The organism is Streptomyces sp. LHD-70, from assembly GCF_031157275.1.
GTDB lineage: Bacteria > Actinomycetota > Actinomycetes > Streptomycetales > Streptomycetaceae > Streptomyces.
On sequence record NZ_JAVIFW010000002.1, the window covers coordinates 173298 to 190123 of the forward strand.

Genomic DNA, 16826 nt, shown 5'->3' on the forward strand with positions numbered 1-16826 from the left:
GGCCGTTCCTGCGGAATACGCCCCCCGGAACCACCAATTCCGGGGGTGCGCACCGGCATATGCCTAAGGCACGAATGATGCCGGTGCGCCCCATCTGACCTGCGATGACCGGCAGTTGACGGTCGTACGAACCCTTCAGTGGGCGCCCCGCGCTTAAGGCTGCCTTAAGGAACGGATAAGCCGGAGCCCGCCGATGCCATTCCCCCGGGAGTGTCAACTCCTCGTGAACGTGAGGCAGTTGATACTCCGGAGATGGAAGTGACTCAGAGGAACTTGGCCTTGCCCGGGCCCTCCTCGACGAAGCTGCGCATGCCGCGCTCGCGGTCCTCGGTGGCGAACAGACCGGCGAACCAGGTGCGTTCGACCGCGAGGCCGGTGTCGATGTCCGTCTCCAGGCCGGTGTCCACCGCCTCCTTCGCGGCGCGCAGCGCGAGCGCCGGGCCCTGGGCGAGCCTGGCGGCCCAGGCGTGCGCCTGCTCGTACACCTCGGCGGCGGGGACGACGCGGTCCACCAGGCCGATGGTCAGGGCCTCTTCGGCCTTCACCATGCGGCCGGTGAAGATCAGGTCCTTGGCCTTGGACGGGCCGACCAGGCGGGCCAGGCGCTGGGTGCCGCCCGCGCCCGGGATCAGGCCGAGCAGGATCTCCGGCTGGCCGAGCTTGGCGTTGTCGGCGGCGATCCGGTAGTCCGCGCAGAGCGCCAACTCGCAGCCGCCACCGAGCGCGTAGCCGGTGACGGCGGCGACGACGGGCTTCGGGATACGGGCGATCGCGGTGAAGGAGTCCTGGAGGGCGCGGGAGCGCAGGACCATGGCCGCGTGGTCCATGTCCTGCATCTCCTTGATGTCCGCGCCGGCCGCGAACACCTTCTCGCCGCCGTACACGATCACGGCACGGACGTCGTCGCGCCGCGTCGCCTCCTCGGCGAGCTCCTTGAGCCGGTCCTGGGTGGCGATGTCGAGGGCGTTCATCGGGGGGCGGTCCAGGCGGATCGTGCCGACGCCTGCGGAGACTTCGAGATTCACGGTCATGGACGGCAGGCTAACGGCCGTTCACGGAAAGGGCCCGGTGCAGTGGGTCACACTGCACCGGGCCCCGTACGACAGCGGCTACTTCTCCCACTCGTCCCAGTCGAGGTTCCAGGCGTTGAGGCCGTTCCACCACTGGATCTGCTTGTCCTTGGAGTTCTTCACGACGACCACGTCGCCGATCATCGACTGGTTGTAGAACCAGGCGGCCGGGGTCCCGCCGTCGCCACCGCCGCGCTGGTCGCGCAGGCCGACGCAGCCGTGGCTGACGTTGGTGTTGCCGAACGTGGAGTGCGCCGCCCAGTAGTTGCCGTGGATGAACGTGCCCGAGGTGGACAGGCGCATGGCGTGCGGCACGTCCTTGATGTCGTACTCGCCGCCGAAGCCGACCGTGTCGCCGTTCATCCGGGTCACCTTGTGCTTCTCGGTGATGACCATCTGGCCGTTGTACGTGGTCGTGGCCGGGGCGCCGGACGTGATCGGGATGGTCTTGATGCGCTTGCCGTCGCGCTCGACCGTCATCTTCTTCGACTTGGCGTCGACGGTGGAGACCTGGCTGCGGCCGATGGTGAACGAGACGGTCTTGGCCTGCTCGCCGTAGACGTCGGGGCGGCCCTCGACGCCGTCGAGGTTGAGCTTCACGGTGACCTTGGTGCCCGGCTTCCAGTACTTCTCCGGGCGGAAGTCGATCCGGTCGTTTCCGTACCACTTGTGGCGGATCTCGACCTTCGGCTCGGCCGTGACCTCGATGGCCTTCTCGACGGCCTCCGGGCTCGTGATGCCGCGGGTGAAGTTGACCGAGAACGGCATGCCCACACCGACCTTGGAACCGTCCTCGGGCGTGAAGTGCCCGATGAACGTGTTCTGCGGGGTGAGCGTCGTGAACGTGGTGTCCTTCGCGGACTCGCGGCCCGCGGCGTCCTTCGCCGTGGCGTGGACCTTGTACTTCGTCGAGGCGGCGAGGTGGTGGTCGGGCTTCCAGGCCGAGCCGTCGGCGGTGATCTCGCCCGGTATCTCGTTGCCCTTGGTGTCCGCGACCTCGACCTCGGTCAGCTTGCCCTCGTCGGCGGTTATCTTCAGGGCGCCGCTGGTGGCCACGGACTTCGAGCCGTCCTTGGGCGCGATCGTCACCACGGCCTTGGAGGGCTCGTTGGCCTTCGCCCGGCCCGAGCCGCCCTTCCCGTCGTCTCCCCCCGAACCGCCGCAGGCGGTCACGGCGAACAGTGCCGTGGTCAGTACGGCGGTCAGTACGGCCCTTCCCCGCCCACTGCCGCGGCGCCCCCGCGCACCAACCGACGCCCCCGATATCGGTCGCCCGTTCACGATCTGTCTCCCCTCGCCAGGCCAGATCCGGCCCCGCACCCCTGCGCAACTCGCGCACACCGCAAGATTACCGGCACCACCTGCGACGACGACTCCCCCGGAATGTCACCGTTCCGTTCCAAGTGGCGTCGGGGGGCGAGGGGTTGCGGGCCCGGCGAGGAGAGGCGGGCGGCACCGGTCCGCGCGGCCGGGACGCCAGGTCCTGTCTTCCCTCTCCCGTCGAGGTCAGCGGCGCAGTGCGGAGCCCGCCCGCCACTTCCGCCAGTCCATGTTCCAGCCGCTCAGGCCGTTGTCCGGATCGACCTTCTTGTCCTTGGAGTTGACGACCTCCACCACGTCCCCGACGAGACTCCGGTCGAAGAACCAGCCCGCCGGGGTGTCCGAGTGGCCGCCCTTGACGTCCCTCAGGCCCACGCAGCCGTGGCTGACGTTGGTGTTGCCGAACGTGGAGGACGGGGCCCAGTAGTTGCCGTGCAGGAATGTGCCGGAGGTGGTGAGGCGGATGGCGTGCGGCACGTCCGGGATGTCGTACTCGCCCTTGCCGTCGCCGTCCGTGAAGCCGACGGTCGCGCCGTTCATCCGCGTCACGTCGAGCATCTCGGAGATCACCATCTTGCCGTTGTACGTGGTGTTCTTGCCGCTGCCCGCGGTGATCGGCAGGGTCGAGAGGAGCTCGCCGTCCCTGCGTACCTCCATGGTGTGCTTGGCGGCGTCGACGAGGGAGACCTGGCTGCGGCCGACCGTGAAGCCGAACTGCTTCCGCTGCAGGCCGAACACGCCGGGCGAGCCCTCCACGTCGCGCAGGCCGAGGTCGACGGTGACCTGGGTGTCGGGCTGCCAGTAGTCCTTGGGGCGGAAGTCCAGGCGGGTCTTGCCGAACCAGTGCCCGGCGATCTCCACGGGCGGGTTCGACCGCACCCGCACGGCGCGCTCGACGGCCTCGCGGTTCTCGATCTCCTGGTTGAACTCCAGGGACACGATCATTCCGGTGCCGACGGTGGAGCGGTTCTCCGGCTTCACGTACGCGACGAAACGCTCGTCCGGTACGAAGGTGGTGAACTTGACGTGGCGGGCGTGCCGGCGGCCGTGGCCGTCCAACGCGACCGCGTCCACGGTGTACTTGGCGGCGAGGGCGAGCTGCTGGTGCTTCGGCTCCCAGCGCAGCCCGTCCTCGGAGATCCGCCCCGGTACGGCGGTGTCCTGCGCGTCCTGGAACTTGACCACCTTCACGGACTCCAGGCGCCCGGCGGGCACTTCGACCTCAAGCGCCTGGTCGGCGCTGACGCTGCGCTCGCCGTGGCCGGGGGTGATCCGGATCGCGTCCTCGGCCGTGCCCTTGCCGAACACCGCGTCGACCGAGTCGATCCCGCTGCCGGAGCAGCCGGCGAGGCCGGCCAGAAGGGCGGCGAGGCCCACCCATGTCAGTACTGTCGCAAGCTGTCGTCTCACGCCTGCACAACGACGCTGCCCGCTCAAGGGAAACGTGCCCGCACCGTCGACTGGCGCACCGTCGACTGGCGCACCGTCGATCGCCCTGCGGGCTCGTCCTCAAACTCCCCCAGCCTTCGGCCGGGAGGTGCCCCCAGACGGGCTGGAATGGGTACCGCTCCCGCCCCAGTCGTACCCCCGTATCCACCGATCGGTTGATGCCGCTTCGAGCGCGATGGTGGATGGTCCGCACGGCCCGCCCCCGCGAAGCTCGCATGCATGGCAATCATCGAGGTAAGGGACCTGAGGAAGGTCTACGGGGGCAGGGCCGCCGTCGACGGGGTGTCGTTCGCCGTCGAGGAAGGGGAGATCTTCGGGGTTCTCGGCCCGAACGGCGCGGGCAAGACCACCACCGTCGAGTGCGTCGAGGGGCTGCGCGTCCCCGACTCCGGGCTCGTGCGGGTCGCCGGGCTCGACCCGGTCGCGGACCACCGCGAGGTCACGCAGCTGCTCGGCGCCCAGCTGCAGGAGAGCGAGCTGCAGGCGAAGCTCACCGTGCGCGAGGCGCTGGAGCTGTACAGCGCGTTCTACGAGAAGCCGGTCGACTGGCGGCCGCTGGCCGAGCGGCTCGGGCTCGGCGAGAAGCTGGACTCCCGCTTCGGGAAGCTCAGCGGCGGCCAGAAGCAGCGGCTGTTCATCGCGCTCGCGCTGATCGGCGGGCCGCGCGTGGTCGTGCTCGACGAGTTGACCACCGGGCTCGACCCGCGCGCCCGCCGGGACACCTGGCAGCTGATCGAGGAGGTGCGGGCGAGCGGCGTGACGGTCCTCCTGGTCACGCACTTCATGGAGGAGGCGCAGCGCCTCTGCGACCGGATCGCGGTGATCGACCGGGGCCGGCTCGCCGCGCTCGACACCCCGGCGGGCCTGATCGGGCGGTCCGCGAGCTCCACCGTCATCTCGTTCACGCCGTCCCGGCCACTCGACCCGCGCGAGCTCGCCGAGCTGCCCGCGGCGACGTCCGTGGCGACCGACGAGCGGGACGGCCGGGTCACGGTCAACGGCACGGACGACACCGTCAACGCCGTCATCTCGCTGCTCGCCCGGCAGCACGTCACCGCCCATCAACTCCGTGTCGTCGACGCCACGTTGGACGACGCGTTCCTCGACCTCACGGGAGCCACGACATGAGTGCCCTCGCCACACCCACGCGTTCCCGCCTCACCCCGTCCCGGGCCGACGGGGCCGTCTTCAAGGCGGAGCTGGCGCTGTTCCGCCGCGAGCCCGGCAGCCTGTTCTGGATCATGATCTTTCCGACCGGGCTTTTCGTCGTCCTCGGTACGATCCCCGTCTTCCGCGAGGTCGGCGAGGCCATCCCGGGGATGCGGCTCATCGATGTGTACGTGCCCATCGCCATCCTCACCTCCCTGCTCATGGCCTCCGTCCAGGCCATGCCTCCGGTGATCACCGGCTATCGCGAGCAGGGCATCCTGCGCCGCATGTCGACGACCCCGGTACGGCCCGCCACGGTCCTGGGCGCGCAGATGGCGCTGCACGGGATCGCCGCGCTCGTCTCGGCGGCCCTGACGATCTCCGTGGGTGCGCTCGCGTTCGACGTACCGCTGCCGAAGCAGGGCCTCGGGTACCTTCTGGCGCTCGCGCTCTCGGTGTGCGCGGCGCTCTCCCTCGGCGCCCTGCTCTCGGCTCTCTCGCGTACGTCGAAGGCGGCGAACGCGGTGGGTGCGGTGGCGTTCTTCCCGATGATGTTCAGCGCGGGCCTGTGGATGCCGGTGCAGACCATGCCGGACATGCTGGGCCGGATCATGGAGGTGCTGCCGTTCGGCGCCGCGTCCCAGGCCCTGAGCGCGGCCGGTGCGGGCGACTGGCCGAGCCTGACGCACCTGGGCGCGCTCGCGCTGTGGACGGTGCTCCTGACGGGCGCGGCGGCCCGCTGGTTCCGCTGGGAGTGAGCAGGGCTGTGGACCAGACTGTGGCCATGGGCATCAGGCGCGGCATCACCTCCCGGCTGACCCGAGGGGCGGCGGCGGAGGCCGCGCCCCTCGACGCGGCGACGGCGCACGCCCAGGTCGAGCGGCGCTGGGAGCTGTTCCTGCGCTGGGGCCCGTACGCCCTGCTCGGGTTCACGGCCGTGCTGCTCGTCGCCACGGACGGGTTCCTGCTCACGTCGACGGCCGAGCGGTGGGCGGCGGCCGGCCTGGTCGTGGCGGGGTTCGCGCTGCAGGTGTGGTGGACCCTGGTGAGCCCGCGGCACTCGGCCGGTCCGAGCACCGCGGGGGCCGTGTACTACGGGGTGCGCTGGGCGATCGCGTTCGTGCTGTCGTGGCTGAACCCGTTCGCCGCGTTCTACGCGGTGCTCGGCTACTTCGGCGCGGAGCGGGAGCTGCCGCGCCGCATGGTTCCCGTCGGCCTGTTCGGCACCGCGGTCACCATCGCCGGTTCGCAGTCCGGCGGCTTCCCGCCCGGGGACCGGGCCGGCTGGCTGCTGTTCGCCGCGGTGCTCGCCGTGCACATCGTGCTGATCTACGTGTTCGGGCAGCTCGCCCTGCACGAGGAGAAGCGGGCGACCGTGCACAGGGCGACGATCGCCGAGCTGGAGGAGACCAACGCCCGCCTCCAGCAGGCCCTGGACGAGAACGCGGCGCTGCACACCCAACTCCTCGTACAGGCGCGGGAGGCGGGCGTCGCGGACGAGCGGCGGCGGCTCGCCGCGGAGATCCACGACACGATCGCGCAGGGACTGACCGGGATCATCGCCCAGCTCCAGGTCGTCTCCGGCACCGCCGACCCGGCCCTCGCCGAGGAGCATCTGAACCGCGCGTCCGCCCTGGCCCGGCACAGCCTGGGCGAGGCCCGCCGCTCGGTGCAGAACCTCGGCCCGGCCGCCCTGGAGCACCACGCGCTGCCCGAGGCGCTGAAGCAGACGGTGGCGGAGTGGGCCGAACGCACGGGTGTGCGCGCCCGGTTCACGGTCACGGGTACGGCGGAGCCGCTGCACGACGAGATCGAGGCGACGCTCCTCCGCATCGCCCAGGAGGCGCTGTCCAACGCGGACCGGCACGCGGGCGCGGGCCGGGTGGGCGTGACCCTGTCGTACATGGCGGGGGAGGTCGCCCTCGACGTACGGGACGACGGCCGGGGATTTGAACCCCTTGCCGTGGAGCCGCGTTCGGGCTCGGGCGGCTTCGGGCTCGACGGGATGCGGGCGCGGGCGGAACGGGTGGCGGGGGCGGTGACGGTCGAGTCCGAGCGGGGGCAGGGCACGGCGGTCTCCGCTCGCGTACCGTTGCTCCGCCATGACCAGTGATCGCATCACCCTGCTCATCGTCGACGACCACCCTGTCGTACGGGACGGTCTGCGCGGCATGTTCGCGGCGGCGCCCGGCTTCGACGTGCTCGGCGAGGCGGCCGACGGCGTCGAGGCCGTCCGTCTCGCGGCCGAACTCGACCCGGACGTCGTCCTCATGGACCTGCGGATGCCGGGCGGCGGCGGGGTGGCCGCCATCGAGGAGCTGAGCAGGACCGGGGCCCGCGCGAAGGTCCTGGTCCTCACCACGTACGACACCGACTCGGACACCCTGCCCGCGATCGAGTCCGGCGCGACGGGCTACCTCCTCAAGGACGCCCCGCGCGACGAGCTGTTCACCGCGGTCCGCGCCGCCGCCGAGGGGCGTACGGTCCTCTCCCCCGCGGTCGCCTCGCGCCTGGTGTCCCGGGTGCGCGCTCCGGGGAGCGAGCCCCTCTCGGCCCGCGAGCGCGAGGTCCTCGCCCTGGTCGCGAAGGGCACCCCGAACCGGGAGATCGCCGCGGAGCTGTTCATCAGCGAGGCGACGGTCAAGACCCATCTGACGCACATCTACGGCAAGTTGGGCGTGAAGGACCGGGCGGCTGCGGTGGCGACGGCGTACGACCGGGGCATTCTCGGCTGAAACGGGCAGGACTTGGGCACATCGGGGCCAGGCCCTGTGACAGTTCTGTGACGGCGGCGCATCGGAGCCGTTGTTCTGCATGCATAGCTTCGCAGGACACCTGTTGAGATCTGCCTCTAGGAGGGCACGTGGCCGAGGGGCCTGATCCCGAGAAGCGGTTCGACGACTCCGAACTGCTCGACATGTCCCAGGGCGACCCGGCGCAGGCCCGGCTGCTGCGCAAGTCCCTGGAGACCCTGGCCGCCGGGCACGGTGGCGACGCCCTGAAGGAGATGGCCCGGGAGGTCCTGTCGGGCCGCTCCAGCCTGCGGGAGGCGGCGAACGTCTCCGCGTACTCCGAGGGGCTCATCGAGCAGGCCCGGCCGATGACCGAGAAGTGGGCGTCGATGTCCGACGTCGAGCGCGAGGAGGTGGCCGCCGAGGGGCGGCGCGCCATCGCCGCCGAGCAGGAGCAGATCGACGGGGAGCGGCGCGAGGCGGCCGCGGAGGCGGCGAAGAAGCAGCGGCACGACGGCCGCGGCTGGTCACTGTACTGAGGGGCGGGCACACACCGTGGGTTTCAACGTAGAACCGGGTGCGATCGACGGCTTCGCCTCGCTCGTCTCGCGCGGCGCCGAGGGCGCCACGAAGGCCGTGGCGTACGCGACCAACAACACGGAGATCGACAAGGCGCTCGGCGGCAGCCTCTGGGACACGGTCGCCGGCAGCCACGACGAGTACGTGGAGGGCGCCAAGAAGGCGCTGCGGAAGATGGAGAGCGTCCTCGGCTCGTCCCACACGGAGCTGGCCAAGTCCGCCACGTACTACCGGGAGACGGACCGGGGTGAGGCCGAGCGGATGGACTCCACCTACCCGGGCTCCAAGGCCGGTGGTGGCGGCGCCTCCGAGGGCGGCAATGGCAGCGACTTCGGGGACGCGGAGGACGCCGATGCAACCCTGAAGAAGCCGGACGGCGACAGCGACAACCCGCTGATCGCGTACGGCGAGGGGCACGCCGCGGAGTTCCAGCAGAGCCCGGTACAGAAGACGCTCGGCACGGTGATGGACCTGGGCAGCCCGTCGACGGTGGCCGTGGAGGCGGTGAAACTCCTCTTCGGCGTGGACATCTTCGGCGAGATCAACAACTGGGTCTTCGGCGACTGGAACAAGTACAACGACTGCGCCACCGTCTGGGGCAACCTCGGCTCGTTCTGTGACGCGACGGCGGCGAACCTGAAGAAGGGCACCGGGAATGTCGGGGTGACCTGGCAGGGCAACGCCTATGACGCGGCGAAGGTCTACTTCGACGAATTCGGCGGGAAGCTCGGGCAGTTCAAGGAGACCTTCGAGTCGCTGAAGTCCTGCTACCAGCAGGGGGCCATGCAGGCGTTCCAGCTCGCCGAAGTGCTGAAGGCCGGCATCGTCTTCATCGCCGACATGGCGATCATCTGGATGGCGAACATGGCGGCGGCCACCGCCATCAACGCCATTCCCGTCGGCGGCCAGGTGGCCTCGGTCGCCATGTTCGCGCTCGCCGCCGCGCAGGCCGTGATGATCATCCAGCGGTACGCGGCCCTGGTGAAGGCCTTCGACGCGACGATGCTCGCCATCACCGCGCTCGGCATCACCATGGCCACGGCGGTCAACGGCTTCTCGGCGGCCGACGGCTTCCCCGAGGCCAGCTCCGCCGGCTACGACAACCGTGTGGTCTCGTGATGGGGTTCTCGTTCTCGGACGAGCAGTTGGAGATGTACCTCTCCCGGGCTCGGCTGCTGTCGGCGTTCACGGTGCCCGCGTATCTCGCGCTGTTGTTCTTCTTCGCCAACGAGGAGGGCTGGCGCTGGAGCCTGCTCGCCCTGCTCGTACTGCCGCCGGTGGCTGCGGTGTTGGGGCACATCGGGAAGCGGGACATTCGGCCGGGGCTTGCCACGGGGGCGATTGTTCTGTCGGCTGCGCCGTTGCTGGTGGTGGGTGGGATCGAGGCGTTGTAGGCCCCTCAATTTGAGCCCCTCCGGCGATTGAGGAGCGGGGTCTGGGGCGGAGCCCCAGTTTCGGGAAGGGGCGGGTAGGGGAAAAGCCCGCGCCCGCACCCCTAACGGCGCGTGGCCACCAGGGCCGAAGTCGTCGGCGTGGTCAGAACCTCCGTAGCGGCCAGCGCCCCGTGTGTGAGGTAGAAGACCCGCAGCTCGTCCACCTCGCCCTCGAAGCGGGGCGGCCACTCGGGGGACGGGGTGAAGTCGTCCATGACGAGGATGCCGCCGGGGGCGAGCAGGTCGACCACGGCCTGCGGGTCGTCCCGCTTGCCGCCGCCGTCGCAGAAGAACACGTCGAACGGCGCGTGCTGTTCGAGCAGGCGCCAGTCGCCGGTGAGCACCTCGACGCGCGGGTCGGCCGCGAACACCGCCGACGCGCGGCGCGCCAGTTCCTCGTCCCGTTCGACGGTCACGAGGCGCGCCCCGGCGCCCAGGCCGCTGTGCAGCCAGGCCGTACCGACCCCCGTGCCCGTGCCGCTCTCCGCGATCAGCCCGTGCGGCTTGGACGCGGCCAACGCCCTTAGCAGTCGGCCGACTTCGGGGATGCAGCTCTTCCCGAAGCCGAGGTCGGCGGCGATCCCCTCGGCTGTCGTGACGTGGGGCGGGAGCTCTCGTGCCGCGGTACCGACCTTGCTCATGTCGTCCTTTCCGGGGGTCAGAGCCGCACGCTCAGCGCGTACAGCCCCGTCCTCGCGTACACGATCACTGAGGTGGGTCCCCAACATGCCAGATGAGCGCGGGAGTTGAGAGGGGGTTCACCGACACCCCCCACCCGCGTCCGGATAGCGAACACTCCCCTCCGCCCAACGGACCATTTCCGGCCAACCTGCTGACGTGGTCCTGACATGTTCCGCCTCTGCTGACACTCTTCCCCTGCACCGGACGTGTCTGCTCCCCCACGGCTCCACCGCCGACGCGTTCGTCGCGTACTCCCCCCACCTGCACCGTGCTCTGCCTTGTTCTGCCCGGGCGGCCACCCACCGTCCGGTCCCGTCGGCCGCGCGATCCGCGGCCCGCAGAAGGAGTCAGCTGTGACACGCACCTCCCCACGCACCTCCCCCCGCTCCCGCCGCAGACGCACCGGCGCCGTCGGCGCGCTGCTCGCCACCGCCGCCCTGCTCTCCGTCGGCCTCCAGTCCGGGCCCGCCGCGGCCGCGGGCAAGGCCGACCCGGGCGCGCTGCCCGCGAAGCTCTCCCCGTCCGAGCGCGCCGGACTGCTGCGCGATGCGGACGCCGAAAAGGCCCGTACGGCAACGGAGTTGGGCCTCTCCGCCGCCGAGAAGCTCGTCGTCCGCGATCTCGTCCAGGACCGGGACGGCAGCACGCACACCCGCTACGAGCGCACGTACGACGGACTGCCCGTCCTCGGCGGCGACCTGGTCGTCAGCAAGAGCGAGGCCGGCCGCACCGAGGCCGTGGCGAAGGCGAGCCGGGCCCGGCTTGCCGGTGTCGGCACCCGGGCCGAGGTGACCGCGAAGGCCGCCGAACGCCAGGCGGTCGGGCTCGCGAAGGCCGACGGGGCGACCCGTACGGACGCCTCGGCGCGCAAGGTCGTCTGGATGGGCCACGGCGGCGCGCCCGTCCTCGCGTACGAGACCGTCGTCGGCGGACTGCAGAAGGACGGGACGCCGAACGAACTGCACGTCGTGACGGACGCCCGCACCGGCAAGAAGCTCTTCGAGCGGCAGGCCGTGCACAACGGCACCGGCAACACCCAGTACAGCGGCCAGGTCACCCTCGGCACCGCGCAGTCGGGCAGCAACTACACGCTCAGCGACACCGCCCGCGGCAACCACCGCACGTACAACCTGAACCGCGGCACCTCAGGGCAGGGCACGCTGTTCAGCGGGGCCGACGACGTGTGGGGGAACGGCAGCCCGTCCAACCTGGAGACCGCGGGCGCCGACGCGCACTACGGGGCCGCGCTCACCTGGGACTACTACAAGAACGTGCACGGCAGGAGCGGCATCCGCGGGGACGGCGTCGGCGCGTACTCCCGCGTCCACTACGGCAACAACTATGTCAACGCCTTCTGGCAGGACAGCTGCTTCTGCATGACGTACGGCGACGGCTCCGGCAACGCCAAGCCGCTGACCTCGATCGACGTGGCCGCGCACGAGATGACCCACGGCGTCACCTCCCACACCGCGGGCCTCATCTACAGCGGCGAGTCCGGCGGCCTCAACGAAGCGACCAGCGACATCTTCGCCGCAGCCGTCGAGTTCCACGCGGGCAACGCCCAGGACGTGGGCGACTACCTCGTCGGCGAGAAGATCGACATCCGCGGCGACGGCACCCCGCTGCGCTACATGGACCGGCCGAGCCGTGACGGCGCCTCGAAGGACGCCTGGTACTCCGGCATCGGCAGCATCGACGTGCACTACTCCTCGGGTCCGGCCAACCACTGGTTCTATCTGCTCTCCGAGGGCAGCGGGAAGAAGACCGTCAACGGCGTCGCGTACGACTCGCCGACCTCCGACGGGCTGCCGGTCACCGGCATCGGCCGCGAGAAGGCCGCGCTGATCTGGTTCAAGGCACTGACCACCAAGTTCAACTCCCGCACGGACTACGCGGGTGCGCGCTCCGGCACGGAGGCGGTGGCCGCCGAGCTGTACGGCGCGACGAGCGCCGAGTACAAGGCCGTGCAGGACGCGTGGGCGGGCGTCAACGTCGGTGCGCGGCCGGGCGGCGGCGACCCGGGCGGTGCGGTGTACGAGAACACCGCCGACGTGGCGATCCCGGACAACGGGGCGGCGGTCACCTCGGACGTCGCCGTGGCCGACCGGACGGGGAACGCGCCGTCCGACCTCAAGGTGGGCGTGGACATCGAGCACACCTGGCGCGGGGACCTGGTGGTGGACCTGGTCGCGCCGGACGGGACGGTGTTCAACCTGAAGCCGTTCAGCTCGTCCGACTCGGCCGACGACGTGCGGACCACGTACACGGTGAACGCCTCCGGGGAACGCGCCGCGGGCACCTGGAAGTTGCGGGTGCAGGACCGGGCGGCGCAGGACACCGGGTACATCAACAGCTGGAAGCTGACGTTCCCGTAACCGGCACGGACGGGGGCGAGCGGGCGGCGTCCGGGGCAACTTGCCCGGGGCGTCGCCCAGTTCGCATTTCTGGGTCACCTATCGGGTTTGTGTATCTGGTTCGCGTATCGGGCTTGCGTATGGGGGTTCGCGTCTCGGGTTCGCGTCTCGGGTTCGCGTCTCGGGTTCGCATATCGGACGGAGCGCCACGAGTATTGGTCAAGTTTCGGTCAACCTGGCGAAACCCTCCTGACATGTACGCGCCCTAGGTGAAACTCTCTCCCCGCACGGCACAGCCGCAACACAGCACCCAGCACTACGTACTTCCCCGTCCGGATGGGCCCCCACGCCGTCCGGACACCCCACATCCAGGGAGTAGAGAGTGTCGCCCCACATATCGCGCCACATGTCCACCAGACGAGCCGCCACCGCCGCGGGCACGGCGATCATCGCCGCCGCCCTGATCGGCACCGGCCTCAGCACCGCCAACGCGGCGCCCACCCCTGAGCCGACCCCCGCCGCCGCGCCCGTGAAGCTCTCCGCCTCGCAGCGCGCCGAGCTGCTGCGCGACGCGGACGCCGAAAAGGCCCGTACGGCGAAGGAGTTGGGCCTCTCCGGCGCCGAGAAGCTCGTCGTCCGGGATGTCGTCAAGGACCGAGACGGCAGTGTCCACACCCGCTACGAGCGCACGTACGACGGACTGCCCGTCCTCGGCGGCGACCTGGTCGTGCACGAGACCAAGTCCCGCAAGACGGAGGGCGTCACGAAGGCCCGCGCCGGTGACCTGAAGGTCGACACCGCACGCGCCAAGGCCGCGCCGAAGGGCGCCCGCGCCGTCGTCTGGGCGGCGAGCGGCACCCCGCGCCTCGCGTACGAGAAGGTCGTCAAGTCCACCAAGAAGGACGGCACCCCGAGCCGGCTGCACGTCGTCACGGACGCCCGCTCCGGCAAGAAGATCTTCCAGTGGGACGACATCCGCACCGGTGCCGGCCACACCCAGTACAGCGGCGACGTGGAGCTCGGCGCCAAGCAGGAGTCCAGCGGCTTCTCGCTGACCGACGTCGAGCGCGGCGAGCACAAGACGTACGACCTCGGGGGCGGCACGTCGGGCCAGGGCAAGCTGGTGGCCGGCGAGGACGACGAGTGGGGTGACGGCACCCCCGCCAACAAGGAGACCGCGGCCGCCGACGCGCACTTCGGCGCCGCGCTGACCTGGGACTACTTCAAGAACGTGCACGGCCGCGACGGCATCAAGGGCGACGGCGTCGGCGCGTACTCGCGCGTCCACTACGGCAACAACTACGTCAACGCCTTCTGGGACGACAGCTGCTTCTGCATGACGTACGGCGACGGCGAGGGCAACGCGAAGCCGCTGACGTCCATCGACGTGGCCGCGCACGAGATGACCCACGGCGTCACCTCCAACACCGCGGGCCTGATCTACAGCGGCGAGTCCGGCGGCCTCAACGAGGCGACCAGCGACATCTTCGCCTCCTCCGTCGAGTTCGCCGGGAACAACAAGGAAGACGTCGGCGACTACCTCATCGGCGAGAAGATCGACATCCGCGGCGACGGCACCCCGCTGCGCTATATGGACAAGCCCTCCAAGGACGGCAAGTCCAAGGACGACTGGTACAAGGGCATCGGCAGCATCGACGTCCACTACTCGTCGGGTGTCGCCAACCACTTCTTCTACCTGCTGTCCGAGGGCAGCGGCGCGAAGGAGATCAACGGCGTGAAGTACGACTCCCCGACCGCCGACGGCAAGGCCGTCACCGGCATCGGGCGGGAGAAGGCCGAGAAGATCTGGTTCAAGGCCCTCACCACGTACATGACGTCCAACACCGACTACGCCAAGGCCCGCACGGCGACGCTCGACTCCGCCAAGGACCTGTACGGCGCGGACTCCGCCGAGTACAAGGGCGTGGACGCGGCCTGGGCGGGAGTCAACGTGAAGGCGGCCAAGGGCGGCAAGCACTGAGCCACGGCACCTGACGTTACGCACCTGACGTAACGCACCTGACGTGACGACGGCGGGCGGTACCGGACCTGGTCCGGTACCGCCCGTCTACGCTGACCGCATGAGCGCCCCGCAGCCACTGAGCGCCCCGCAGCCACTGAAAGTGCTCCTCGCCGACGACGAGGCCCTGCTGCGCGCCGGGGTGCGCGCGATCCTCTCCGCCGCCCCCGGCCTCGACGTCGTCGCCGAGGCCGCCGACGGGCGCGAGGCGATCGACCTCACGCTCCGGCACCGCCCGGACGTGGCCCTGCTCGACATCCGCATGCCCCGGCTCGACGGGCTCCAGGCAGCCGAGGAGCTGCGCCGCACCGCGCCCGGCACGGCGCTGATCATGCTCACCACGTTCTCCGAGGACGCGTACATCGCCCGTGCCCTCGGCTGCGGCGTCAGCGGCTTCCTGCTGAAGTCCGGCGATCCGCGTGAACTCCTCGCCGGGGTACGGGCCGTGGCCGACGGCGCCGCCTGCCTCTCCCCCGAGATCGCCCGCCGCGTCATCGCCCACCTGGGCCCGGACCGCCTCACCCGCGCCGCCGACGCCCGCGCCCGGCTCGCCGCCCTGACCGCCCGCGAGCGCGAGGTCGTCGCCCTGGTCGGCGCGGGCCTGTCCAACGCCGAGATCGCGGCGCGTCTGCATGTCGTCGAGGGCACCGTGAAGGCGCACGTCAGCGCGGTCCTGAACCGGCTCGCCCTGAAGAACCGGGTCCAGCTCGCGATCCTCGCGTACGAGGCGGGGGCGGCACACTCGGACGGCCCGGCCTGACGCTGCTCGTCCATGACTTTCGTCGGGGGCCCGGCCGCCGACGATCGGGCAAGGTGGTCGCATGCGCAGCGAACGGCCCCGTGACCGGCTCATCGACCTGGTCTTCTGGGGTGCCGTCAGTGCCCCCGTACTGCTGGTCGGCACCCCGTTCGACGGCCTCGGCGATGCCCTCGCCGTGGCCGTGCTCGGCGGGGCCGTCCTCGTCTCCCGGGCGCGGCCGCTGCTCGCCCTCGCCCTGGTGCTCGGCCTGGTGCTGTGGCTGACGCCGGAACAGTTCCTGGTGCCGTGCTCCCCGGCCCTGGTCGCCTTCGGCTGGCTCGCCGGACTCCGCCTGGACCGGGCCCGGCCGGCCGTCCACCTCCTGGCGGGCACGGGCGCGCTCGGCCTTCCCCTGACGCTGCTGCGTGAACGGCCGCTGCTCTGGGGCTGGTTGACGCTTCTGCTCACGCTCGCGACGCTCGCCTTCGTCCCATGGCTGGCGGGTCGCTGCGTACGGCAGTACGGGCAGCTCGTCCGGTCCGGCTGGGAGCTGGCGGCGCGGATGGAGCGCGAGCAGCAGGTGATCGCCGACCGCGAGCGGGTGCGTGAGCGCTCCCGGATCGCCGCCGACATGCATGACTCCCTCGGGCACGAACTGGCCCTGATCGCGGTGCGCGCGGCGGCCTTCGAGGTCGACCCGGACCTTCCGGGGGACCGGCAGGCCGCGGCCCGGGAGCTGCGCGAGTCGACGGCCGCGGCGACGTCCCGGCTGCGGGACGTCATCGGCGTACTGCGGACGGATGCCGCGCCTCCGTTCTCGCCCGCCGACGAGACGGTGGCCCAACTCGTCGAACGGGCCCGGGAGTCCGGCCTCGTGGTGACGCTGAACGCCTCGCACGGCGGGCCGACGCTCTCCCCGATGACGGATCGCGCCGTGCACCGCGTCGTCCAGGAGTGCCTGACGAACGCGGCGAAGCACGCGCCGGGCACGGAGGTGACGGTGGCGGTGGAACGGGTCGGTCCGCTGGTCCGGGTGCGTTCCGTCAACCCACAGGGCGTACCGGCTGTGCTTCGCGAACGGGCGGTTGGTGTCGAAGTCGGTGCGGCGGTAGGTGCTTTCAGGGCTCGGCGGTAGGTCCTTTCAGGGCTCAGCGGTCGGGCGGGGCCGGGCGTGGGGTGCGGTCGGGGGGCGGCGCGGGGCGTGGTCGTTTCTCGTGTGGCGCCACCGGGCACCTGAACCCCACGCATTCCGGGCAACTCCACCCTGGGCCGCGACGCGCAGTCGGCGGCGGGAAGGGGA

The 16826-nt window shown here is 70.9% G+C and carries 15 protein-coding genes; 11 read left to right on the forward strand and 4 right to left on the reverse strand.

All coding sequences use genetic code 11. The annotated features are described in order from the left end of the window. Positions 1-263: 263 nt before the first annotated feature. From RCO28_RS05720 to RCO28_RS05730, 3 genes are all read right to left on the reverse strand, one after another. Positions 264-1031 (reverse strand): enoyl-CoA hydratase-related protein, encoded by a 768-nt coding sequence (locus tag RCO28_RS05720; RefSeq protein ID WP_308939852.1) that lies wholly within the window; start codon positions 1029-1031, stop codon positions 264-266. Positions 1032-1109: 78 nt separating this feature from the next. Then, positions 1110-2351: an Ig-like domain-containing protein gene (locus RCO28_RS05725; protein WP_308939853.1), complete on the reverse strand. Its 1242-nt coding sequence runs from the start codon at positions 2349-2351 to the stop codon at positions 1110-1112. Between the two features lie 225 nt (positions 2352-2576). Continuing rightward, a complete protein-coding gene (locus tag RCO28_RS05730; protein WP_308939854.1) occupies positions 2577-3767 on the reverse strand; it encodes an Ig-like domain-containing protein in 1191 nt (396 codons plus the stop codon). Between the two features lie 291 nt (positions 3768-4058). On the opposite strand from RCO28_RS05730, the gene RCO28_RS05735 reads away from it, so the two are divergent. The 7 genes from RCO28_RS05735 (at position 4059) to RCO28_RS05765 (ending at position 9693) form a co-directional block, all read left to right on the forward strand. Beyond that, a complete protein-coding gene (locus RCO28_RS05735) occupies positions 4059-4967 on the forward strand; it encodes an ABC transporter ATP-binding protein (protein WP_308939855.1) in 909 nt (302 codons plus the stop codon). After that, complete coding sequence (locus tag RCO28_RS05740) at positions 4964-5746, forward strand: ABC transporter permease (RefSeq protein ID WP_308939856.1); 783 nt, start codon at positions 4964-4966, stop codon at positions 5744-5746. Before RCO28_RS05735 ends, RCO28_RS05740 begins: the two co-directional genes overlap by 4 nt. Positions 5747-5772: 26 nt before the next feature. Further along, complete coding sequence (locus RCO28_RS05745; RefSeq protein WP_308939857.1) at positions 5773-7101, forward strand: sensor histidine kinase; 1329 nt, start codon at positions 5773-5775, stop codon at positions 7099-7101. Beyond that, the gene (locus tag RCO28_RS05750) at positions 7091-7723 is read left to right on the forward strand and encodes a response regulator transcription factor (protein ID WP_308939858.1); all 633 of its coding nucleotides are present in this window, start codon (positions 7091-7093) and stop codon (positions 7721-7723) included. The genes RCO28_RS05745 and RCO28_RS05750 overlap by 11 nt, the downstream gene beginning before the upstream one ends. A gap of 128 nt (positions 7724-7851) precedes the next feature. Beyond that, a complete protein-coding gene (locus RCO28_RS05755) occupies positions 7852-8259 on the forward strand; it encodes a hypothetical protein (protein ID WP_308939859.1) in 408 nt (135 codons plus the stop codon). A gap of 16 nt (positions 8260-8275) precedes the next feature. After that, positions 8276-9418 (forward strand): hypothetical protein, encoded by a 1143-nt coding sequence (locus tag RCO28_RS05760; protein WP_308939860.1) that lies wholly within the window; start codon positions 8276-8278, stop codon positions 9416-9418. Beyond that, positions 9418-9693: a hypothetical protein gene (locus RCO28_RS05765; RefSeq protein ID WP_308939861.1), complete on the forward strand. Its 276-nt coding sequence runs from the start codon at positions 9418-9420 to the stop codon at positions 9691-9693. Before RCO28_RS05760 ends, RCO28_RS05765 begins: the two co-directional genes overlap by 1 nt. A gap of 101 nt (positions 9694-9794) precedes the next feature. Here RCO28_RS05765 and RCO28_RS05770 read toward each other — a convergent pair whose 3' ends face one another. Beyond that, on the reverse strand, positions 9795-10373 hold the full coding sequence (locus RCO28_RS05770) for a class I SAM-dependent methyltransferase (protein WP_308939862.1): 579 nt from the start codon (positions 10371-10373) through the stop codon (positions 9795-9797). A gap of 393 nt (positions 10374-10766) precedes the next feature. On the opposite strand from RCO28_RS05770, the gene RCO28_RS05775 reads away from it, so the two are divergent. From RCO28_RS05775 to RCO28_RS05790, 4 genes are all read left to right on the forward strand, one after another. Beyond that, entirely contained in the window at positions 10767-12788 is a 2022-nt protein-coding gene (locus tag RCO28_RS05775) for a M4 family metallopeptidase (protein WP_308939864.1), read from the forward strand. Between the two features lie 361 nt (positions 12789-13149). Continuing rightward, on the forward strand, positions 13150-14748 hold the full coding sequence (locus RCO28_RS05780; protein WP_374991100.1) for a M4 family metallopeptidase: 1599 nt from the start codon (positions 13150-13152) through the stop codon (positions 14746-14748). Between the two features lie 100 nt (positions 14749-14848). Next, positions 14849-15547, forward strand: a complete 699-nt coding sequence (locus RCO28_RS05785) for a response regulator transcription factor (RefSeq protein WP_308939866.1) — start codon at positions 14849-14851, stop codon at positions 15545-15547. Positions 15548-15608: 61 nt separating this feature from the next. Further along, the gene (locus tag RCO28_RS05790) at positions 15609-16661 is read left to right on the forward strand and encodes a histidine kinase (protein ID WP_308939867.1); all 1053 of its coding nucleotides are present in this window, start codon (positions 15609-15611) and stop codon (positions 16659-16661) included. Positions 16662-16826 lie beyond the last annotated feature (165 nt).